Annotated in this window: 25 protein-coding genes and 1 tRNA gene; 15 read left to right on the plus strand and 11 right to left on the minus strand. The window is 64.8% G+C overall.

Going from position 1 to position 20718, the window contains the following annotated elements; translation table 11 throughout:
• Window positions 1-14 precede the first annotated feature (14 nt).
• Genes argG through polA form a run of 9 tightly spaced genes read left to right on the plus strand, consistent with a single transcriptional unit; the run spans window position 15 to window position 10744 of the window.
• On the plus strand, window positions 15-1250 hold the full coding sequence (argG, locus tag H6979_07400) for an argininosuccinate synthase (protein ID MCP5139665.1): 1236 nt from the start codon (window positions 15-17) through the stop codon (window positions 1248-1250).
• Window positions 1247-2302 carry a hypothetical protein gene (locus tag H6979_07405; protein ID MCP5139666.1) on the plus strand — a complete coding sequence of 352 codons (1056 nt, stop codon included), beginning with the start codon at window positions 1247-1249 and terminating at the stop codon, window positions 2300-2302. The genes argG and H6979_07405 overlap by 4 nt, the downstream gene beginning before the upstream one ends.
• Entirely contained in the window at window positions 2299-3357 is a 1059-nt protein-coding gene (gene argC / locus H6979_07410; protein ID MCP5139667.1) for an N-acetyl-gamma-glutamyl-phosphate reductase, read from the plus strand. Before H6979_07405 ends, argC begins: the two co-directional genes overlap by 4 nt.
• Window positions 3358-3362: 5 nt before the next feature.
• A complete protein-coding gene (locus H6979_07415; protein ID MCP5139668.1) occupies window positions 3363-4514 on the plus strand; it encodes an aspartate aminotransferase family protein in 1152 nt (383 codons plus the stop codon).
• A gap of 14 nt (window positions 4515-4528) precedes the next feature.
• Window positions 4529-5542: an N-acetylornithine carbamoyltransferase gene (locus tag H6979_07420; GenBank protein ID MCP5139669.1), complete on the plus strand. Its 1014-nt coding sequence runs from the start codon at window positions 4529-4531 to the stop codon at window positions 5540-5542.
• Between the two features lie 26 nt (window positions 5543-5568).
• Window positions 5569-6504, plus strand: a complete 936-nt coding sequence (gene argB, locus H6979_07425) for an acetylglutamate kinase (protein ID MCP5139670.1) — start codon at window positions 5569-5571, stop codon at window positions 6502-6504.
• A 22-nt stretch (window positions 6505-6526) separates the two neighbouring features.
• Window positions 6527-7723, plus strand: coding sequence for an argininosuccinate lyase (argH, locus tag H6979_07430; protein MCP5139671.1), 1197 nt, complete (start codon window positions 6527-6529; stop codon window positions 7721-7723).
• A gap of 41 nt (window positions 7724-7764) precedes the next feature.
• The gene (locus tag H6979_07435; GenBank protein ID MCP5139672.1) at window positions 7765-7965 is read left to right on the plus strand and encodes a lipoprotein; all 201 of its coding nucleotides are present in this window, start codon (window positions 7765-7767) and stop codon (window positions 7963-7965) included.
• A gap of 16 nt (window positions 7966-7981) precedes the next feature.
• Complete coding sequence (gene polA, locus H6979_07440; GenBank protein ID MCP5139673.1) at window positions 7982-10744, plus strand: DNA polymerase I; 2763 nt, start codon at window positions 7982-7984, stop codon at window positions 10742-10744.
• A 213-nt stretch (window positions 10745-10957) separates the two neighbouring features.
• On the opposite strand, the gene H6979_07445 is transcribed toward polA, so the two are convergent.
• The gene (locus tag H6979_07445) at window positions 10958-11554 is read right to left on the minus strand and encodes a YihA family ribosome biogenesis GTP-binding protein (protein MCP5139674.1); all 597 of its coding nucleotides are present in this window, start codon (window positions 11552-11554) and stop codon (window positions 10958-10960) included.
• Window positions 11555-11651: 97 nt separating this feature from the next.
• Between H6979_07445 and H6979_07450 the strand changes: the two genes are divergently transcribed.
• Together H6979_07450 and H6979_07455 are read left to right on the plus strand one after the other, a co-directional pair.
• The gene (locus H6979_07450; GenBank protein ID MCP5139675.1) at window positions 11652-12305 is read left to right on the plus strand and encodes a cytochrome c4; all 654 of its coding nucleotides are present in this window, start codon (window positions 11652-11654) and stop codon (window positions 12303-12305) included.
• Window positions 12306-12337: 32 nt separating this feature from the next.
• Complete coding sequence (locus tag H6979_07455) at window positions 12338-13192, plus strand: thiol:disulfide interchange protein DsbA/DsbL (GenBank protein MCP5139676.1); 855 nt, start codon at window positions 12338-12340, stop codon at window positions 13190-13192.
• 39 nt (window positions 13193-13231) lie between these two features.
• Here H6979_07455 and H6979_07460 read toward each other — a convergent pair whose 3' ends face one another.
• The 7 genes from H6979_07460 to H6979_07490 form a co-directional block, all read right to left on the minus strand.
• Complete coding sequence (locus tag H6979_07460; GenBank protein ID MCP5139677.1) at window positions 13232-13690, minus strand: molybdenum cofactor biosynthesis protein MoaE; 459 nt, start codon at window positions 13688-13690, stop codon at window positions 13232-13234.
• Window positions 13687-13926, minus strand: coding sequence for a MoaD/ThiS family protein (locus tag H6979_07465; protein ID MCP5139678.1), 240 nt, complete (start codon window positions 13924-13926; stop codon window positions 13687-13689). The genes H6979_07460 and H6979_07465 overlap by 4 nt, the downstream gene beginning before the upstream one ends.
• A gap of 9 nt (window positions 13927-13935) precedes the next feature.
• The gene (locus tag H6979_07470) at window positions 13936-14538 is read right to left on the minus strand and encodes a nucleotidyltransferase family protein (protein MCP5139679.1); all 603 of its coding nucleotides are present in this window, start codon (window positions 14536-14538) and stop codon (window positions 13936-13938) included.
• 17 nt (window positions 14539-14555) lie between these two features.
• Window positions 14556-15578 (minus strand): hypothetical protein, encoded by a 1023-nt coding sequence (locus tag H6979_07475; protein ID MCP5139680.1) that lies wholly within the window; start codon window positions 15576-15578, stop codon window positions 14556-14558.
• A gap of 17 nt (window positions 15579-15595) precedes the next feature.
• Window positions 15596-15964 carry a hypothetical protein gene (locus tag H6979_07480; GenBank protein ID MCP5139681.1) on the minus strand — a complete coding sequence of 123 codons (369 nt, stop codon included), beginning with the start codon at window positions 15962-15964 and terminating at the stop codon, window positions 15596-15598.
• Between the two features lie 127 nt (window positions 15965-16091).
• Entirely contained in the window at window positions 16092-16418 is a 327-nt protein-coding gene (locus H6979_07485; GenBank protein MCP5139682.1) for a hypothetical protein, read from the minus strand.
• Window positions 16419-16519: 101 nt separating this feature from the next.
• Window positions 16520-17095: a carboxymuconolactone decarboxylase family protein gene (locus H6979_07490; protein ID MCP5139683.1), complete on the minus strand. Its 576-nt coding sequence runs from the start codon at window positions 17093-17095 to the stop codon at window positions 16520-16522.
• A 127-nt stretch (window positions 17096-17222) separates the two neighbouring features.
• Here H6979_07490 and H6979_07495 point away from each other — a divergent pair, with 127 nt between their 5' ends.
• Window positions 17223-17432 carry a hypothetical protein gene (locus H6979_07495; GenBank protein ID MCP5139684.1) on the plus strand — a complete coding sequence of 70 codons (210 nt, stop codon included), beginning with the start codon at window positions 17223-17225 and terminating at the stop codon, window positions 17430-17432.
• Window positions 17433-17504: 72 nt separating this feature from the next.
• On the opposite strand, the gene H6979_07500 is transcribed toward H6979_07495, so the two are convergent.
• Window positions 17505-17581 (minus strand) — tRNA-Arg (locus tag H6979_07500).
• A gap of 132 nt (window positions 17582-17713) precedes the next feature.
• Between H6979_07500 and H6979_07505 the strand changes: the two genes are divergently transcribed.
• The 3 genes from H6979_07505 to ppk2 all read left to right on the plus strand — a co-directional run bounded on the left by H6979_07505 (window position 17714) and on the right by ppk2 (window position 19868).
• Complete coding sequence (locus H6979_07505; GenBank protein ID MCP5139685.1) at window positions 17714-18436, plus strand: helix-turn-helix domain-containing protein; 723 nt, start codon at window positions 17714-17716, stop codon at window positions 18434-18436.
• Between the two features lie 133 nt (window positions 18437-18569).
• Window positions 18570-19073, plus strand: coding sequence for a cytochrome c5 family protein (locus H6979_07510; GenBank protein ID MCP5139686.1), 504 nt, complete (start codon window positions 18570-18572; stop codon window positions 19071-19073).
• Between the two features lie 15 nt (window positions 19074-19088).
• Entirely contained in the window at window positions 19089-19868 is a 780-nt protein-coding gene (gene ppk2, locus H6979_07515) for a polyphosphate kinase 2 (protein MCP5139687.1), read from the plus strand.
• 97 nt (window positions 19869-19965) lie between these two features.
• Here ppk2 and H6979_07520 read toward each other — a convergent pair whose 3' ends face one another.
• Together H6979_07520 and H6979_07525 are read right to left on the minus strand one after the other, a co-directional pair.
• Window positions 19966-20172 carry a hypothetical protein gene (locus H6979_07520; protein ID MCP5139688.1) on the minus strand — a complete coding sequence of 69 codons (207 nt, stop codon included), beginning with the start codon at window positions 20170-20172 and terminating at the stop codon, window positions 19966-19968.
• Entirely contained in the window at window positions 20147-20713 is a 567-nt protein-coding gene (locus tag H6979_07525) for a hypothetical protein (protein ID MCP5139689.1), read from the minus strand. The genes H6979_07520 and H6979_07525 overlap by 26 nt, the downstream gene beginning before the upstream one ends.
• Between the last annotated feature and the right edge of the window lie 5 nt (window positions 20714-20718).

The following is a 20718-nucleotide window of genomic DNA, read 5'->3' on the forward strand; positions in this document are numbered from 1 at the left end:
GCCTGGAGAGAATGATGACGACACAGCAGAAAAACCAATCGCCGATCATCCTGGGCTTTTCGGGCGGGCTCGACACCTCGTTCCTGGTGCCGTGGATGAAAGAACAGCTGGGCCGGCCGGTGGTGACCGTGACGATCAACACCGGCGGCCTCAATGCCGCAGCCGTCAAGGACCTGGAACAGCGCTCGAAGCAGCTGGGTGCCGTCGAGCACGTCCTGGTCGAAGCCCGTCAGGTGTTTTTCGAGCGGGTCATCAAGTACCTGATTTTCGGCAACGTCCGGCGCGGGCACCTGTATCCGCTGTGCGTCGGCGCCGAGCGGGGCATTCAGGCGACCCTGCTCGCCGAACTCGCGCGGGAACGCGGCAGCCAGACCGTGGGCCACGGCTGCACGGCAGCCGGCAACGACCAGGTGCGGTTCGAGGTCGCGCTGCGCACGATCGCGCCGGGCCTCGAAGTGCTGGCACCGGTGCGGGATGAGGGCTTCATCCGCAGCGAGCAGCAGAAGTACCTGGAAGACCGGAAGCTGCCGGTACCGGTGCGCGGCTCGTCGTACTCGATCAATCGCGGCCTGTGGGGCGTGACCATCGGCGGCCGGGAAACGCTGGACTCGCGGGAATCGATCCCCGAGGACGCGTGGGTACTGTCGCCGAACGCACTGGAAAAGCCGCAGCCAGCCGCGCGGCATACCGTCGGTTTCACTCAGGGTGTGCCAACTTCACTGGATGGCAAGGCCATGGATCCGGTCGCGCTGATCGAAGCCCTGGAAACCATCGGCGGTGCCTACGGTATCGGCCGCGGCGTGCACGTGGGCGACACCGTGCTCGGCACCAAGGGCCGGGTGGCTTTCGAGGCGCCTGCGGCAGACATCCTGCTCAACGCCCATCGCGAACTTGAAAAGCTCGTGCTCTCCGGCCCGCAGCAGCGGATCAAGGACCAGGTTGCGGCCCAGTACGGCGACTTCGTGCATGAAGGCAAGCAGCTGGATCCCGTGTGCCGTGACATCGAGGCGCTGCTCGGCTCATCGCAGCAGCGGGTCACGGGCGACGTGAAGATCGTGCTCCGGCCCGGCAACCTGTTCATCGAGGGCGTCATTTCGCCGCACTCGCTCATGGCCGCGACCAAGGGCGTGTACGGCGAGAAGGCCGGCGAGTGGACGCCAGCCGATGCGCTTGGCTATTCACGGATTTTGTCTTTGCCCGGCATCCTGCAAACGCGGGCCGCCGGCGGCAAGGGGGCAGGCACAGCATGAAAACCATCGTCGCCGACAAGATCGCCTCGGTCGCCCAGCACCTGAACCTCAAGCGCGAGATCCGGGTCAGCGCCGATATTCCCTGCGAGGAAGGCGTGCTCATCGCCGCGGAAGTGCTGAACAACAAGAGCACCTACAACCAGCTCGAGCTCACCAGCGGCCGGATGGCGGTGGTGAAGCGGGGCGATATCGTCGTGGGTGCGATCGGCCACCGGAAGGCGCTGTTCGGTTACTCCGGACATATCCCCGAGAAGATCGCCGTCGGCGATACCCTGCAACTCCTGAACATGGGCGGCGTGATCGGCGCCTGCGACTCGATCAACGCGAGTTTCGGCCCGCCCTTCGATGTGCGCGTGCTCGGCGTGGTGCTCGGCTTTCCGTTTCTCGGTGAGCGCATCGGTGTGCCGGTGCGCATCGGCATGGAGAAACTGGCGGTCGAGCCACCGCTGGACACGCTGGGCATTCCGGTGGTGGCCATCGCCGGCACCTGCATGAATTCGGGCAAGACTGCCGCGGCGAGCGCCATCGTGAGCCGGCTCCGGCATCACGGCCACATCGTCGATGCCTTCAAGGCCACCGGCGTTGCCCTGCGACGGGACATCCTCGCCATGGAGGACGCCGGCGCGCGCTCGACGCTGATCTTCTCCGACTTCGGCGTCACCTGCACGACAGGAAAGAACGGCCCGGCGGTCACGCGCATGATGCTCAACCGGCTGGCTGCGCAAAAGCCCGACTGCATCGTCTTCGAACTGGGCGATGGCATTCTCGGCGCCTATGGCGTCGAGGCGATCCTGCGCGATGCCGGCGTCAGCGCCTCGTTGTCGAGTCTCGTGCTCTGCGCCAACGATCCGGTCGCGGCCTGGGGTGGCGTGAAACTGCTGCGGGAGGATTTCGGTATCGAGCCGCACATCGTCACCGGCCCGGCCACCGACAACGATGTCGGCAAGGACATCATCGTGCAGCGCATGGGCGTCAAGGCCATCAATGCGGTGACCGAGTCCATGCAGATCGGTGACGAGGTTACGCGTCACCTGGGGCTGAAGCTGACATGAGCGAACGGATTCCCGCGCTGATCGTCGGCGGCACCGGCTATGTGGCCGGCGAACTGCTGCGCCTGGTGGCGGGACATCCGCAGCTGGAGCTGCATGGCGTGTCTTCGGAAACCGCGGCGGGTACGGCGATCAGCGCCGCGTTCCCGCACCTCGCCCCGCTGCTGAAAGCCGAGGGCTTCATCACGCAGGCCGATCTCGCCGCGCGCATGACGTCGCCGCGGATGGCGCTGTTTGCAGCCGCACCGCATGCCGTCAGCGCCGGCGTGATTGCCACGCTGTTGCAGGCAGCAGAGGCCCGGCAGTGCCGGCTGACAGTGGTCGATGTGTCTTCGGACTTCCGTTTCAGGAACGCGGTCGATTTCCAGGCCGTGTACAAGACACCGCATGGCGCACCGGAACTGCTGCCGCTGTTCAGCTGCGCGCTGCCCGAACATGTCAGCGGCATTCCCGGCCCGCACATCGGCCATCCGGGCTGCTTCGCGACCTCGATGCTGGCTGGTGCCGTGCCGCTGCTCAAGCTGGGGATCTGCGAGCCACGGATCTATGCCACCGGCATCACCGGCAGCACGGGTGCGGGCCGCACGCCGACGCCGACGACGCATCACCCCGAGCGGCACTCGAACCTGTTTGCCTACAACCCGCTCCGCCACCGGCATGCCCCGGAAGTGGTGCAGATCTGTGCACAGCTCACCGGCGTCGCGCCCGAACTCAACTTCGTGCCGCACTCCGGGCCCTTTGCACGCGGCATACACATGACGCTGCAGGCACGACTGAAGGCACCGCAAACCAGCGACGAGCTGCGCGACCGCCTGGCCGCCTTCTATGCCGGCTGTGAATTCGTGCAGGTAGTCGATGGCATGCCGCGGATCAAGGACGTGGCCGGCAGCAACTACTGTCATATCGGCGTGGAGTGCTCAGGGCACAGCGTGGCCGTGATGGTGACTCTCGACAATCTCATCAAGGGCGCCGCCGGCGGCGCGGTCCAGTGGATGAATCGCCTGCTCGGCTTGCCGGAAAAAACCGGCCTCGATGCGCCCGCACCCGGCTGGATCTGAACAACATGACCACAGCACAACAGTCCGAAGCCCGACACCTGCTGCAGGTTTATGCGCAGCTGCCGATCGAACCCGAATCGGCTGAAGGCGTTTACCTCCACTGCGGCTCGCGGTGGATCATCGACTTCTACGGCGGCCACGCCGTAGCTGCACTCGGTTATGCGCACCCGGATCTGCTTGCCGCGCTGAGCCGGCAGGCGAAAAGCATGTACTTCCAGAGCAACGCTGTGGCGCTCGAAGTCCGTGCGCAGGCTGCCGACGCGCTGGTCAGCATTGCGCCGCCGGGACTCCGCCGCGTGTTCTTCGCGAACAGTGGTGCGGAAGCCAACGAAAACGCATTGCGCATCGCCTGCCGGACCACCGGCCGCTCGCGGGTGGTCGCGCTCGAACACGGCTTTCACGGCCGGACCGCGGCAAGCGCCGCCGTGACCTGGGGTGCAGCGAAAAGCTGGTACGGCTTTCCGCGCACGCCCTTCGACGTGGACTTCATTCCGCGCGACGATATCGCGAAAGCCGAAGCGCTGATCAACGGAGAGACAGCGGCCGTGATCATCGAGCTGGTACAGGGTCTGGCCGGTGCTTTCGACCTGGACCCGGCCTTTGTCGCCGCGGTCGCGGCTGCCTGCAAGCAGCATGGCGTGCTGCTGATCGTCGATGAAGTGCAAAGCGGTGTAGGCCGGACTGGCGCAGCGTTTGCAGCTGAACTCTACGACGTGCAGCCGGACATGCTGACGACTGCCAAGGCGCTCGGCGGCGGCTTCCCCTGCAGCGCGCTGCTCCTTGGCGAAGAGCTGGCGGCAAAGCTGAAGTCCGGTGACCTGGGTACGACCTTCGGCGGCGGGCCGATGGCCTGCGCGCTGGTCAGCACGGTGATCGAAGTGATCAGGCGCGACCGGTTGCTGGAAAACGTCCGCACGCTCTCCGCCGAGCTGCGGAAATCCGCGCTCACCGGACCGGTTACCAGTGTGCAGGGCCGGGGCTTTCTGCTCGGCCTGCGCTGCAACCGGCCCGCGAAGGACGTGCAGACCGCGCTGCTGGATCGCGACATACTGGTGGGCACGAGTTCGGACCCGGCCGTGGTCCGGTTGTTGCCGCCGCTGACACTCGAGCGCCAGCACGTGCAGACACTCTGCGCGGCGCTGGCTGATATTGGCTGAACAAGGGAACATTCATGGCTCTCAAGGTTTTCAACGATCTGGCCGAACTCGGCATTCCGGAGGTCGAAGCGCTGCTCAAGCTGGCGGGCCGGCTGCAGAAAAAACCGGAACCGCAGGCACTGGCCGGCAAGGTGCTGGCGCTCCTGTTCCTGAGTCCGTCGCTGCGTACGCTGTCCTCGTTTCAGGCAGCGATGATCCGGCTGGGCGGCGGATCCTTCGTGATCTCGCCGGACATGTCGATACACGGGCTGGAAACGCGCTCGGGCATCGTCATGGACGGCGTCGCGGCGGAGCACCTGCGCGAGGCGATTCCGGTGATCAGTTCCTATGGCGATGCGCTGGGCATCCGCGCCTTCGCCAATCGCGTGAGCCTCGCCGACGACCTGGCTGACAAGGAATTCATGGCGATGCGTGAGCTGGTGAACGTGCCGCTCATCAATATGGAGTCGGCGATCCAGCATCCCTGCCAGAGCCTGGCCGACTGGAAGACCATGGACGAGCTCGGCATCCCGAAGCAGGGTGGCAAGTTCGTGCTGTCCTGGTCGTGGCACCCGAAAGCCTTGCCGCTGGCCGTGCCCTCCGCGACGCTGCACATGGCGGCGATGCGCGGCATGGACGTGACCGTGGTACGCCCGGACGGTTTTGCGCTGCCGCCCTCGATCATGGCCAAGGCCGAGCAGGCCGCAAAGCTGTCCGGCGGTTCGGTGCGCGAAACGAACGAACGCGCCGAGGCCTACGAAGGTGCACACGTGATCTATGCCAAGGAGTGGGCCTCGACACAGCATTACGGCGACCGTGTCGGCGACCAGAAGCTGCGCGAGCAGTTGCAGGACTGGATCGTGGATGAGCCCTGTTTCGCCACGGCACAGCCCGATGCGCGCTTCATGCACTGTCTGCCGGTGCGGCGCGGCGTCGCCGTCACCGACCGTATCCTCGACGGGCCACGCAGCGTGGTGATCCACGAAGCGCAGAACCGCATGTGGGGACAGATGGCCGTGGTCTACCAGATGATGGGCCCCGGCGCCTGACAACAGCTACCAGCAGGAACATGACCATGCAGAACACTCACGAGCGCGACGTTGTCGTCTCCGCCCTGAAACACGCGGCGCCTTACATCCGCCTCTACAAGAAGAAGATCTTCGTGTTGAAGGCCGGTGGCGAGGTCTTTGCGTCGGACTCGGCGACCCATCATCTGCTGGAGCAGGTCGCCCTGCTGCACCAGGTCGGCATACGGGTCGTGCTCGTGCACGGCGGCGGCCCGCAGTCCACGGAACTCGCCCAGGCACTCGGCGTGCCGACGCGCATGATCGGCGGCAGGCGGGTCACCGACAAGCAGACCCTCGATGTCAGCACCATGGTCCTCAACGGCCAGGTGAACACGCGCATCCTCGCGGCCTGCCGGGAACTGCACCTGCCTGCGGTCGGCATCAGCGGCGTGGATGGCGGACTGATCAAGGCGCACAAGCGTCCGCCCGTGAATGTCGAAGGACATGACGGCGGCCCCGTGGATTTCGGTTTCGTGGGCGACATCGACTCCGTCAATCCGGACGTGGTGCGGGCCCAGCTCGACAATGGCCTGGTGCCGATCGTCAGCCCGCTTTCGGCGGATGATTCCGGCACGGTGCTGAACATCAATGCCGACACGGTCGCTGCCGCGCTGGCAACAGCGCTCGGCGCCTCGAAGCTGATCCTGACCATGGGCATGCCCGGGATCCTCGAGGATCGCGCGGACCCCTCCTCGCTGGTCTCCTACCTGGATCTCGATGATCTGCAGGAACTGCGCAAGAACGGCTCGCTGGCCGAAGGCATGCTGCCCAAGGCGCGTGCCATCGAAGCAGCGGTGCGTGGCGGTGTGCCGCGCGTGCACCTGATTTCCTACAAGATTCGCGACAGCCTGCTGCTCGAGATCTTTACCAATGAAGGCACGGGGACGCTGGTCGTCGAGGACACCGATACGCTGACGCCTGAAGAACAGGAAGCCGGCGCCTGAACGCAGCATCGAGGTGCATGCCATGAAACGTCTCTGGGACAAGGGCGAGCCGCTGGATGCGCGGATCCTGCGCTACACCGCCGGCGAAGATCATCTGCTCGACGCACGTCTGGTCGCCTATGACGTGCAGGCGTCCATCGCCCATGCGCAGATGCTGCACACCCAGAAGCTGCTGTCTGACGCGGACCTGTCGGCGATCGTCAGCGGGCTGGAACTGCTCGGCGTGGCGCATGCGGCCGGCGAATGGCAGATCAGCCTTGAAGAAGAAGACTGCCATACCGCGCTCGAGCGGCGCCTGACCCAGGCGATCGGTGACGCCGGCAAACGCGTGCACCTCGGCCGCTCGCGAAACGACCAGGTACTGACAGCGCTGCGGCTCTATCTGCTGGACGCCGCTGCGGGCATCGCCGAAGCCGCACAGGATGTCGCCGTCGCGCTGAACGAACTCGCCGCGCGGGAAACCGATACCGATCTGCCAGGCTATACCCACATGCAGCAGGCCATGCCGAGCTCGGTACCCTTGTGGGCCGGCGGTTTCGCAGCCGAACTGCGTGACGATGCCACGGGCATCGAAGCGAGCCGGCGGCGGATCAGCCGCAATCCGCTAGGCAGTGCGGCCGGCTATGGCGTTCCGGGCCTGCCCATCGACCGCGAAGCGACGCGGCGCAGCCTGCATTTCGACACAGTGCATGAGCCCGTGACCGCCGTGCAGATCTCGCGCGGCAAGGCCGAGGCCGGACTGGTCTTCGAGTTGTGCCTGCTGACACAGGACCTCGGACGGATCGCTGCTGACCTGCTCTTGTTCTATACGCAGGAGTTCCGTTTCATCAGCCTGCCCGACAACATGACGACCGGCTCTTCGATCATGCCGCAGAAGCGCAACCCTGACGTGCTCGAACTGGTGCGCGGTGCGGGGCCGACGATGCAGGCAGCACTCGTCGAGATACTCGGTCTGCCGGCCAAGCTCGGCTCAGGCTATCAGCGCGACCTGCAGCGCATGAAGGCGCCGCTGTTCCGGGCCATCGACCTCGCCGGCGATTCGGCACGCGTGATGGCGCAGCTGATTCACGGAGTCAGGTTCCTGCCTGAAAACATCCGGCTCGACGACTCCATTCATGCTGCCGGGCGGGCCAATCGCCTGGTGCTGGAAGAAGGCCTGAGTTTTCGCGACGCCTACCTGCGCGTGGCCGCGGACCTGAAGAGGAAGCGCGGGCAATGAGGCGCACCGTGATGGCCCGGCGATCGCCGTATACTGTGTGCATGTTGCGCGCAGGCACAGCGCTGATGATGGCATTCACCCTCGCCGCCTGCGGCCTGAAGGGTGATCTCTATCTGCCGCCGCCGGAAGCGCCGGCCGGGAGCGTTGCCGCGCCCGTTGCGGCCGACGCCGACACGGATCAGGCCGACCGGGGCGAGCGCAAGACGATCCCTGCCACACCAGATCCCGCACTGTCGCGCTGAACGGGTAGCGTCGGGCATGCCTGCACCACGCCGCCTGGTCCTGATCGACGGCAACTCCTATCTCTATCGCGCCTTTCATGCCCTGCCGCCGCTGACCACTTCCAGAGGTCAGCCGACTGGCGCGATCTTCGGTTTTCTCAACATGCTGCGGCAGATCCGCCGGGTCCAGGCGCCGGACCTGATCGCCGTGGTGATGGATGCGCCGGGGCCGACCTTCCGCGATGAGCTGTACGCGCACTACAAGGCCAACCGCGAAGCAATGCCGGACGACCTGCAGGCGCAGATCCCGCCGCTGATGGAAATGGTGAGAGCGCTCGGCATCACGCTGCTGCGCGAATCCGGCGTCGAGGCCGACGATGTGATCGGGACGCTCGCGAAGCGCGCATACGCGGCAGGACTCGACACGCTGATTGCGACCAGCGACAAGGACATGGCGCAACTCGTCAACGAACGCATCCGGCTGTTCGACGGCATCAGCGGGCGGGTGCTTGATCCGGCCGGCGTGGTGGAAAAATTCGGCGTCCCGCCCGAACGCATGATCGACTGGCTGACCCTGGTCGGTGACACCTCGGACAACATCCCGGGCGTGCCCAGCGTCGGGCCGAAGACGGCGGCGAAGTGGCTCACTGAATACGGCAGTCTCGACGCCATCGTCGCGCGGGCCGGCGAGATCAAGGGCAAGGTCGGCGAAAAGCTGCGCGCACATCTGGACCAGTTGCCCCTGTCGCGCCAGCTCGCAACGATTCACTGCGACGTACCGCTGGACGAGAAGCCGGAGGACATGCGGCCCGGCGACCCCGATACGGAAGAGCTCACGCGGCTTTCTGAACTGCTCGAAATCCGCAGCCTGCTGAAAGGCATCGAGCCGAAGGCTGATGCGGGCGAAGGAACGGCAGGTGCAGCACCTGCCGCCGCTGAGCCGGCAACGACGAAAAGCGATGCACCGCCAGCCAGGCTGCCTGATCCAGTCACGCGGAACTACCAGACCATCGTCACGAAGGCCCAGCTGGCGGCCTGGCTGAAGCGCATCGAAAGCGCCGCGCTGGTCGCTTTCGATACCGAAACCACCAGCCTCGACTACATGCGGGCCGAGATCGTCGGGCTGTCCTTCGCGCTGGATGCCGGTGACGCAGCCTATCTGCCTGTCGCGCACCGCTATGTCGGCGCACCCGATCAGCTCGATCGCGAAGACTCGCTCGCGACGCTCAAACCCTGGCTGGAGAACCCGGCCGCACACAAGGTCGGTCACCATCTGAAGTACGATGCACACGTGCTCGCCAACCACGGCATCCGGCTGGCCGGCATGCGCTACGACACCATGCTCGAGTCCTATGTACTGGACAGCACGGCTACCCGACACGATCTCGATTCAGTGGCGAGGAAATACCTCGGCGTCGACACCATCCATTTCGAGGATGTGGCCGGCAAGGGCGCGAAGCAGATTACTTTTGACCAGGTGAGCGTCGAGCTGGCCAGCGAATATGCGGCCGAGGATGCCGACATCACGTTGCGCCTGCATCACCAGCTCTGGCCGCAGCTCACTGCGGCGCCCGGACTCAGCGCGCTGTACGAGGATATCGAACAGCCGCTGGTGCCGGTTCTGACCCGGATGGAAGAAACGGGCGTGCTGGTCGATACGCGGCTGCTGCGCACCATGTCCGGCGAGTTTGCCGAAAAGATGGCGGTGCTGGAGAAGCTTGCCCACGAGGAAGCCGGTCATCCCTTCAACCTGAATTCACCGAAGCAGCTGCAGGCCGTGCTGTTTGACGAACTCAAGCTGCCCGTCCGGCAATACACGCCGACCAGGCAACCGTCTACCAACGAGGATGCACTGGCCGAACTGGCGGATGAATTTCCGCTGCCAAAACTGATCCTCGATTACCGCTCGCTGAGCAAGCTGAAATCCACCTACACGGACAAGCTGCCCGAACAGGTCTGCGCGCGCACCGGGCGCATCCATACCTCCTATCACCAGGCAGTCGCTGCAACGGGACGCCTGTCCTCATCCGATCCCAACCTGCAGAACATCCCGATCCGCTCCGAAGAAGGGCGGCGTATCCGGCAGGCGTTCATCGCGCGCGAGGGCTGCGTGCTGCTCGCGGCGGACTACTCGCAGATTGAACTGCGGATCATGGCGCATCTTTCCGGTGACGAAGGTCTGCTCGGCGCTTTTGCCGAAGACCGTGACATACACCAGGCCACTGCCGCCGAAGTCTTCGACACGCCGCTTGCCGAGGTCAGCAAGGACCAGCGCCGCTCCGCCAAGGCGATCAACTTCGGCCTGATCTACGGCATGTCGGCTTTCGGGCTGGCCCGCCAGCTCGGCATCAGTCGCGAGGAAGCGGCGCGCTACGTCGAGCTGTATTTTCTGCGCTATCCGGGCGTCAAGGCGTACATGGAGCGCACCCGCGAACAGGCTCGCGAACAGGGCTATGTGGAGACCGTGTTTGGCCGCCGCCTGTATCTGCCGGATATCCGTGCGCGGCAGGCGGCACGGCGGCAGTATGCGGAACGCAGCGCGATCAATGCCCCGATGCAGGGCAGCGCCGCGGACATCATCAAGCGAGCCATGATCAGCACCGATGCCTGGCTGCAGCAGAGCGGCACGGGCGCACAGCTCATCATGCAGGTCCACGATGAGCTGGTGCTGGAAGTTCCGGCAAAGAGCCTGGCCACCGTTCGCAGCCAGGTCGTGGCAAGGATGTCCGCGGCAGCTCAGCTGCGCGTGCCACTGCGGGTGGACGTCGGGCATGGCGCGAACTGGGACGAAGCGCACTGATTTCCGCCGCCATGCGGCGGGAACTTCGCCTGTCCGGATCCATCAAAAACCATGACCAAGCCGCTTCGGCCCGCCCCCCCGGCCCGAAGCGTGAGCCGGTAACCCCTGACCGGTAGTGCTGGCTGGCCCCGGACGCTTCATCCCCCCTTGGCGTCCGGGGCCAATTTTATTCCGCCACCGGCCATCCCCCTGGCGACCGGCCGCGCCGGTCATTCACGCAACAGGACGCGCCTCAAGCATGGCATTCAGGTGAGCGCGCGCTTCCTCCAGACCCAGCTTCTTGGTCGCAGAAAACAACTGCACGCTCACTTCGGCGCCCAGCTCTTCCCGCCCTTTTGCCAGCGCCGCTGCGGCTTCCTGGCGTGACAGCTTGTCAGCCTTGGTCAGCAGCACATGAATCGGACCATTCAGGGAGTGCGCCCACTCCAGCATCTGCCAGTCGATATCGCCAAGTCCCCGCCGGCTATCGACGATCAGGAAAAGGCCGGTGAGCGAATCGCGCGCATGGAAGTAGTCGTCGAGCAGCTCCCGCCAGTGATCACGCATCTCTTTCGAGACCCGTGCATAGCCGTAACCCGGCAGGTCGATCAGCCGGCGCACGTCGTCCAGCGCAAAGAAGTTGATGAGCTGGGTGCGGCCGGGGGTCTTGCTGGTACGCGCAAAGTCGCGGCGGTTGAGGATGGCGTTGATGGCACTGGATTTCCCCGCGTTCGAGCGCCCGGCGAAGGCAACTTCGCGGCCCTCATCAGTGATGAACTGGGCAGCGCGTGCAGCGCTCGTGATGAAACGGGCTTCGGGATACAGGGACATTTGCGGGCGAATGGAGCGAGAATTTTTTCGTGTACAATGCGGCGCTGCCCGAGTCTAGCACGTGACTCGCCCCTTATTTTCCTTACAGAACAAGCTTATGGACACCGCAAAAACCCTGCGTCGAACGATTTCCCTGTGGCGCTTTCTGGGCTGTGCCGGCACCCTCGCCACCGGTCTGCTGCTGCTCAGCCCCGCACATGCCGCGGGCTCGGCTGAAGCAGGCCAGGCCCGCTCGATCGTCTGTGCGGGCTGCCATGGTGCAGATGGCAACAGTTTCAACCCCGAGTGGCCGAGTCTCGCCGGCCAGAACGAAAGCTACCTGGTCAAGGCGATGCAGTCCTTCAAGGACGGCAGCCGGCAGAATGTGCTGATGAATGCCCAGGCGGCGGCGCTGAGCGATCAGGACATGCAGGACCTCGCAGCCTGGTTCAGCGCGCAGAAGCTTGCCGGCAAAACGGCCGATCCCGCGCTGGTCAGCAGCGGCGAACGTCTGTTTCGGGGTGGTAACAAGGCAAGCGGCGTACCGGCCTGCGGCGCCTGTCACGGCCCCGGCGGCCAGGGCAACAGTGCGGCGGGCTGGCCTGCGATTGCCGGGCAGCATGCCACTTATTCCACCAATCAGCTGCTTGCCTATCGCAGCAAACAGCGCGCCACCGATGGCGATACCCAGATGATGCGCACCACCGCATCCCGGCTGACCGATGAAGAAATCCAGGCGGTAACGTCCTACCTGCAGGGCCTGCACCCCTGAGCCACCCCCGCAGCTTTCCCGGAGATCGCGCCATGAAGCTCTTCCGCTCCGTTCTCGTCATCACGCTGCTCAGCGTCCTCGCGGCTTGCGGCAAGGCATCGGAACCCCAGGCGGTGGCAACGCCCGCCAGCGCGCCGGAAGACAACAGCGTCGCGACCATCGCTGCTCCGGCTGTCGAGCCCGCAGCAGAAGTGTCCCCGACGGCCGAAGCGGTTGCCGCATCGGTTGACGAAACCGTCGAGGCGGCTGCGCAATCGCCGCTTCCGGCCAGGGATATCGTGCTGCCGGCGAACAGCCAGCCGGCCGCCAAGCAGACCAACTGGCAGTACAAGGAAGGCGATTACTACACCACCCTGACTGCAGCGCAGGGCAGCAGCAGCCCGGCCGGCAAGATCGAGGTGGCCGAAATATTCTGGTATGGCTGCGGGCACTGCTACAACCTGGAGCCGGTGATCGGGGAATGGGAGAAGCGGCTGCCCGCTGATGTCAATCTGGTGCGCATCCCGGTGATGTGGAACCCGACCAACGAGATTCACGGCCGGATCTTCTATACGGCTGAAGCGCTGGGCAAGCGCGCGCAGATCTCTCCGGCGGTCTTCAAGGCCATCCATATCGAAAACCGGCCGATGACCGACGAACAGGACATCCAGAAGCTGTTCGCGGAATTCGGCGTATCGGCCGATACCTTCAACAAGACTTTCCGTTCCTTCGCGGTCGAAAGCCAGCTGCGCCGTGCCAAGGATCTGACAACCAAGTACCACGTGAAGGGCGTACCCCTGCTCGTCGTCGACGGCAAGTACCTGACGGACGGACCGAAGATCAAGAGCCACGACGACCTGCTGGCCGTGGCCGAAGAGCTGGTGCAACGCGAGCGGCAGAATCGCTGAGCCTCGCGCCGGAAGCGGCGCGTAGTTCCGGATTGCCGACTATTTCAGCGACGGTGTCTCAGCCGCGTGAGCGGCACAGGCCTCGCAGTTGACCCAGCCGGAATCACCGTCGGCAAAGTGCTCTTTCTTCCAGATCGGCACGCGGTGTTTCACTTCGTCGATGATGTAGCGGCAGGCGGCAAAGGCAGCATCCCGGTGCGCCGCTGACACCCCGACCCAGACCGCCAGCTCGCCGATTTCCAGCTTGCCGAGCCTGTGGATGCAGTGCGCCTTGCTGATACCGAAGCGGGCGAAAGCTTCGGCAATGATCCGCTCGCCTTCCTTGACGCCCAGCTGCTCGTAGCCTTCATACTCGAGATACAGCACGCCAGCGCGTCCATCGTTGTGATTGCGCACCCAGCCTTCGAAACTCGCATAGCCTCCCGCCACCGGATCAGCAAGCAGCGCCCGGTACGGCGCCAGATCAAAACGCTCGCGCTTGAAACCGAAGTGACTCATCCGCCAGCTACCGGCGGGATGAACACCACCATGTCGCCATCCCGCAGTGGCGTGCTCCAGTCACGGAATTCATCGTTTACCGCGACCTTGAGACGCCCGAGCGGCGGGAAGGCGTGGCGCCGGTCGAGTTCCTCATAGAGGTCGCCCACCGTCACGGCGGCGGTGGAGAGGGCTTCGTGCGCAGAGCCGACATGCTCACGCAGGATTGCAAAGTATTCGACGCGTACCTTGACCATGGGCGCAGTTTAGCCCAGCGTGCGCTCGAGGCGAGTGAGCTCGTCCGGGGTATCAGCGTCGAGCGCTGCCGAGGGCATCGCCACCACGCTGCGCTGCTCTGCGCTTTCAAGCACGGCGCGCGCGCCCTGGTCACCGCGCAGCAGGGCAAGCTGCGACCAGACCGCACGGGGAAAGATCGCCGGCGGTGCCGGGTGGCCGTCGAACTGCGCCGCCGCCATCAGCTCGGGCGCTGCATGCCACGCCGCAACCAGCCGGGCCAGGTCATCTGCGGTGACGGCCGGCAGGTCACAGGGCATCACGAGTACGGCATCCGCGCCAACTGGCAGGGCGCGTATGCCGCAAGCAAGCGAACTGGCGAGGCCGCTCGCCCAGTCCTCATTCACGACAAGCTGCACACCATCCGGCGCAACGAGCTCCCGTATGGCCTGTTCGGCCGTGCCCGCCACGACATAAACGCCGACCGGACAAAATTGCGCGAGCAGGGTAGTGGTGTGGCGCACGAGCGGTATGCCGCGAAACAGGGCCAGGGGCTTCGGTGTACCGAAACGCAGCGAGGCCCCTGCGGCGAACACCAGGCCCGCGAGCTGGGGAGATTGCCTGTGTACGTTCATCGTTCGGGTCTGCCCGATCAGGCCGGTGCGGGCCGGGTCCAGTCATAGGGATCCCAGGCGACCGGCGCCGAGTTGAAGGCGCTGCGCAGTTCATCGACCATGGTTTCCAGGCTCAGCGTCGATGGCGAAGCATCGCTGCGCCGCAGGCGCGGCACGATGCCGGTCATCGGGTCATCGGCGATCCACCGCGGCGCATCCGGTTCCAGCGCATTCAGCCGGTCGACCAGGCCATCGAGCCGGACCCGCAGTGGCACCCGGCGCGAGACGATCTGCAGCCAGCTCTCGTAGCGATATTCGAACTCGTAGTGCTGTCCCTGCACACGCAGCAAGCGCGTGCAGCGGGTCGCGGTATTCACCGCAAAGGGATGCACCGCGGCCTGCTCGTCCTCCAGATAGCGGCGCACCGGACGCGGCGAAAGCTGCGGCGGGATACGCACGATGGCGAGATCGATGTCCGGCAGTTCCTCGATCGTCACCGCTCCGTCGGCAACCAAGGCTTCACTGTCGGCCAGATGCTTGTCCTGTGCGGCCCACAGCGCACCATAACGCGGCGAGCCATCCCGCAGGTCGCGGATGATTTCCGGCAACAGCGGCAGCACCGCCTGATACAGCGCCACCACCCGGTCGGGCGCGGCAAAGACGGCGGCCGGCAAGGCGCCGCTCGCCGGATCAGTCAGCGACTCGATGATGAAACACAGGCGCGCCGCGTCGCGCCGCCGGACCACGCCAAAATCACCGGCGAAGGATGCCGCGATGAGCAGCTCGCGCGCTTCCATTGCCTGTTGCGGCTCGGTGAGCGCAAAGACACTGAACAGTCCGTCTTCGTCGAAATGATTGTTGGTAACGAATGGCACGGAAACCCGGGGCTCAGGCCGGTCGAGCCAGGCAAAGACCGTGGCCGTGGACGTATCACGCCGGACGGCCGCGGGGGACTGGTTGTTCGGCCAGTGGGAAAGGGTCAGCAGGCTGGAAGGCAGCGGCGCACCATCGACGACGATATTCGGCTGCTGACGCGCCTCGGCGCAGGGAATGAAACGCACGGACGGACGGGGCCAGCTCAGCGGGCGCGGGCGATCCGGCAGCCGATCCAGGCGACAACGCTGAGCAATACGACAGCCATCAGCAGGTATTGGGGGCCGGCAATATATTCGGCACCCGGCGCTACCGGATCCGGCATGAAGGCCCGCCATAGATACCAGACCGCGCCGAGAGTGGCCGGGATGAGCGTCGGCCACAGCGCGATGCCCTGCCCCTTGCCGGCACGCATGGCTCCGCGCAGCAGCAGCCACGACACCAGTCCGCTGATCAGCATGGGGACGAGATTCAGTGCGAATACCGTCAGGAGCGTATCGCTGCGTGTGCCGAACACGATCAGCGCAGCCACTGACGCCGCCACAGGCAGCAACAGCATGCCTGCCAGATTCATCCTGCCGTATCCCGTCATCAGCCCAGCTTCCCTCGGAAGGAGTGCCTAAGGTACCTGCTGCCGGGATCCCAGACCAGATCGGCGCAAGGGCTGCCGGCTCTCCAATCCACCCTTTGGTGCACCATCATCATTCCAGCACGCGAAAGTGCCCTGCATCGGCTGGCCAACTGCCGGCAAAACAGAAGGCCTCGAGGCTCGCCAGCCGCCCATCGCGCAACTGCAGAACGAATTCGGCCGGTTCGGACAGCTGCGGATGACCGGCCATAAGCGGTCGCAGCCGCGGCGCTGCTCCCGTGCCAATCGCCGGTGCATCATCCGGCACCGCAAAGCGGGTCATGAAACCGACACCGCTGTGGGTACGCGAGACGACGCGGGCCTGCGCCAGCTGGGCACGCAGGGCGGAAAGCGCTTCGCCCTCGCCCCGCAGCAGCGCCGTCAGAACGCTGCGCTCCAAATCCGAAAGCGGCCCCGGACCATCAATGGTCCCCGGGCGTGGTGGAGGCGATGCATGCATGGAGCGGATCCGGTTCAGTTTCCGGAAGCCAGTCTAGCCGATCAGGATGCATCGTCAGACCCGTCCGGAGTGGCTGAAGGCAACCGGCAGAAACCCTGCGGTGGCACATCCAGGGCACTGTTGAACTTGCTCGACAGGTTCTGGAAGGCGATCAGCGCTGTCAGCTCGATGATGGCGTCGTCGGAATAGTGCAGGCGCAGCTCGGCCATGAGCTCATCGGTCACACCGCGCCCGGTGATCGTCATGGCCTCCGTGTAATCCAGTGCTGCGCGCTCCGACGCTGAATAGAGCTCGCTCGTTCGCCACTCTTCCAGTGCCTCAACCCTGGCCATCGAACCGGCCCGCCGGGCCAGCGTCGCCGAATTGATGTCCACGCAGAAGCGGCACCAGTTGAGCTGCGAGACGCGCACCGTCAGCAGCGAACGCAGCACCGGATCGAGCGGCGAGCGGCGCGCATCGAGCGCGCCATAGAGCATGGCCACGGTCATGAACAGGCGCGGCACGCGGCCCCACAGCAAACCGGGCAGCAGCACCTCGCCATAGCGACGCTTCTGGCTCCAGAAAAACGGTTTGAGATACCAGGGGTAGCTGCCGGCTGGCCTTGCCTGAATGCGCATCGTCTTCTACTCCGTTGAGGAAAGTCCGGATGGAGGATCAGTGTGAAGCTTATGTACAATCTTCGCCGCAAGAAGCTGTAGCGGGACTATATTCGGGCCAAGTCTGGCCTGTACAAGAAGAACAACAATGGCTACTCAAGACAACTCTCCACCCCGACGACGCGCCACGGATTCCGATACCGACGTGAGTTCCACCGGCTGGGATCCCTATATCGTCGAACTCATCGGCGCCGCCAGCCAGAGTGTGGCGGGTGAAGCGGCCGCGAATACCGCGACCGAGATCGTCGAGGGCCGCAAGATCCAGCTCATGGCCTGGCTGCACGCACACAATCGCTGATTGCCGGAAGAACGGCGGCAGTGTCGCCGGCATGAAACTCTGACCATGTGTCCGGTATGGACCTTTGGAAAGTGGCGCGCCCGAGAGGATTCGAACCTCTGACCCCTGCCTTCGGAGGGCAGTACTCTATCCAGCTGAGCTACGGGCGCGTGGCGGGGCCGCGATGATACCGCCCGCCCGCGCATGGCGTCCAACGCAGGGGCTCGTCGCCATCAGGTGTCTAGAGCCGGAGCTCGCAGCGCCCACTTGCCAGTCCGGCGCAGCCCCGCCATCCTTTCCGCATGCCCGCGCCTCAGCCGCCCACACTCGATCTTCCCCAGGACGTTTTCCTGGACATCTTCGATGCAGCGCCGCTGCGCGACCTGGTGCCGGGCGAGGTCGTCATCAGCGCCGGCGGGAAGGCGGATCAGGTCTTCAATATCGTCTCCGGCGTGCTGCGGGTCTGCCGTACGGGCACTGACGGGCGACGTCAGGTGCTGTCTTTCCTGTTTCCCGACAACTTCGTGGGTCTGACGGCCACCGAGACCTACTTCTTCAGCGTGGAAGCGGTCACCCCGTCGAGGATCGCCTGTTGCCCCCGCCACGTGCTGGACGCGCGGCTGGCCAGCGACCCGGTCGCCGAGCGGGCATTTCTGAACATGATGCTGCGGGTGGTCGAGGACGTCCTCGATGTGGTCTACAGCCTCGGACAGCGCACGGCGCGGGAACGGCTGGCGGTATTCCTGCTCTACCTGCGCCACTGGCGCCGGCTGACCGACCACCTGGCCAACGACAACGATCCGCGCCTGACCGAAATCGATATCCCGATGAGTCGTGAAGACATCGCGGACTTCCTCGGTCTCAAGAAGGAAACGGTGAGCCGCAGCTTCAAGGAACTCGAAACTGACCAGGTCATCCTGAGATCGGGGAGCCATCATGTCAGGGTGCTCGACCTGGCCGCATTGAGAGAGCTGGCCGGCATCCGGGATTTTGCCTCCCCGCGCCGGATTGCCCAATCCATGTAACGCGCAGCAATGCGCATTCCGTATAAACTGTCGCCCCTCGCACCTATACTTTTGTACTTCGATTCCCAAGCCCAGCAATCAGACGGAGAGGCCGACCTTGAGCAGCCAGGACCAGAATTTCTTCAACCTCTTCATGGTGGTGATCGGCGTGTTGGTCGGCATTGCCGTGGTGCTGATCGTCACGGCACGCGTGGTCGGCAGCGAGACCCAGCTCGCCTGGGTACAGGCGGACCCGGATTACGCCGCCGCCGTTGACAAGCGGATTGCGCCGGTCGGCCGGGTCAGCGTAGCCGGCGAAGAACCGGTAGCCGAGCCCGCGGCCGTCGCTGGTCAGACTGCGGATGCTGCCCCGGCTGCTGAAGCCCCGGCGGCCGCAGCCAAGGCACTCGACGGCGAGCAGGTTTACAGCGCAGCTTGTGTGGCCTGTCACGGCAGCGGCGTGGCTGGTGCACCGAAGTTCGGCGATGCCGGTGCCTGGAAAGCGCGTATCGCAACGGGCACGGACACGCTGCACAAGCATGCACTGGAAGGATTCCAGGGCGCGGCGGGCTTCATGCCGCCCAAGGGTGGCCGGACCGACCTCTCGGACGCAGAGGTGATGGGTGCGGTCGACTTCATGGTGTCGAAAAGCCGCTAGCGGCGACACCGGCACTTGGGCAACAAACTCAAGAAAGGCGACTACGAAGACCATCTCGCGCCGCTCCAGCTTGAGCTGAACAAGCTCACGCGCTGGCTGCGGCATACGGGAAAGCGGATGGTCGTTCTGCTTGAGGGCCGCGATACTGCCGGCAAGGGCGGCACCATCAACGCGATTGCCGAATCCCTGAATACCCGCCAGGTACGGATCGTCGCACTGGCTACGCCGACTGAACGGGAACGCACGGAGTGGTACTTCCAGCGCTACGTCCCGCATCTGCCCGCGGCCGGCGAACTCGTGCTCTTCGACCGCAGCTGGTACAACCGGGCCGGCGTGGAAAAAGTCATGGGCTTCTGCACCGCCACCGAGTATCGCGAGTTTCTCCGCCAGGTGCCGCTGTTTGAAAAGATGCTGGTAGACGACGGCATCCTGCTTTTCAAGTACTGGCTGGCCGTGGACCAGAAGTACCAGGAAGAGCGCTTTGCCGAGCGGGCGACGGATCCGCTCAAGCGCTGGAAGCTGTCACCCATCGACCTCAAGTCGCGCACGCTCTACGCGGAATACGGCCGCGCCCGCGACGCGATGTTCCGGGCCACGCACCGCAGACATGCGCCATGGTTCGCCGTCGACTTCAATGATCAGCGCCGGGGTCGCCTGAACCTGATCCGTCATCTGCTCGACCATGTCCCCGACAGCCGCGTGCCGGTGCAGCGCGTGAAACTGCCCCCGCTGCGCGGCAAGCCGGGCAAGGAACGCTACACCGGCCCGGTGCGGCCGATCCGGAACCGCTACTAGAAATACGCCGGGCTGGCCGCCTGCACTTCAGTGCGCACGTTTTGCCTGACGCCGCCGTGCCCGGCGCAGCAGCAGCCGCTCCTGCCCGGGGCCGGAACTACAGCCGCAGCTTGTCCATCGGACCGAAGTTCCTGCGCGCCGGCCACTCTGGACACAGCGCGTCCATCACCGTCATCAGGTCATCCAGCGCTTCGAAAGGGTCGCGGTCAGAGGACATCGGCACAGACACGCCGCCATCGGCAAACAGGACCACCGGGTGCGTCAACTTCTGCTTCGGTTCAGGGTAGTGTCGAGAGGATTTCATCCAGCAGTGCCTCGCGATCAAACAGGCGGAAATACTCCCGCACTGCATCCAGATCAACGATGTCCCTGTTCATCTGCAGCAGTGCGCGGATGTCTTCAAGATCCCGGGTCCGGGACGGGTCGTTCACCAGGCCCTGCAGCTTGAAGGCGATCAAGCCTTCCAGACTGATCACCCGCAGCGTTCCAAATGGCGTACTGCGTGATTTCGCGTCAGCCAGAAGACGAAGGGCAGCCGGACGACTTGCGTAAAGTAAGTCTACGCGCTCATCGCCGCGTACATAGTTCCCGGCATCACCGCTGCGGTGTAAACAACTGTAACCAAGTGCTTGCAACTCACGATCCACGGCATCGGCCCGCCGGGCATCCGTCAACAGATCGATGCCCTGGGTAGCCCTGATGACCTTGTACGGTGCCAGCGCCAGCCCGCCGATCAGCGCACTGGGTACGCCGATACGCTCAAGGCAGTCCAGAACCTCCTGAACCTGTTTACCCAGTCGGGACAATGGCGCCATCGACGCATCGTGCCAAGCTGCGGGCGGCAAGTCGC

The sequence above is a fragment of the Chromatiales bacterium genome, assembly GCA_024234935.1.
GTDB lineage: Bacteria > Pseudomonadota > Gammaproteobacteria > Steroidobacterales.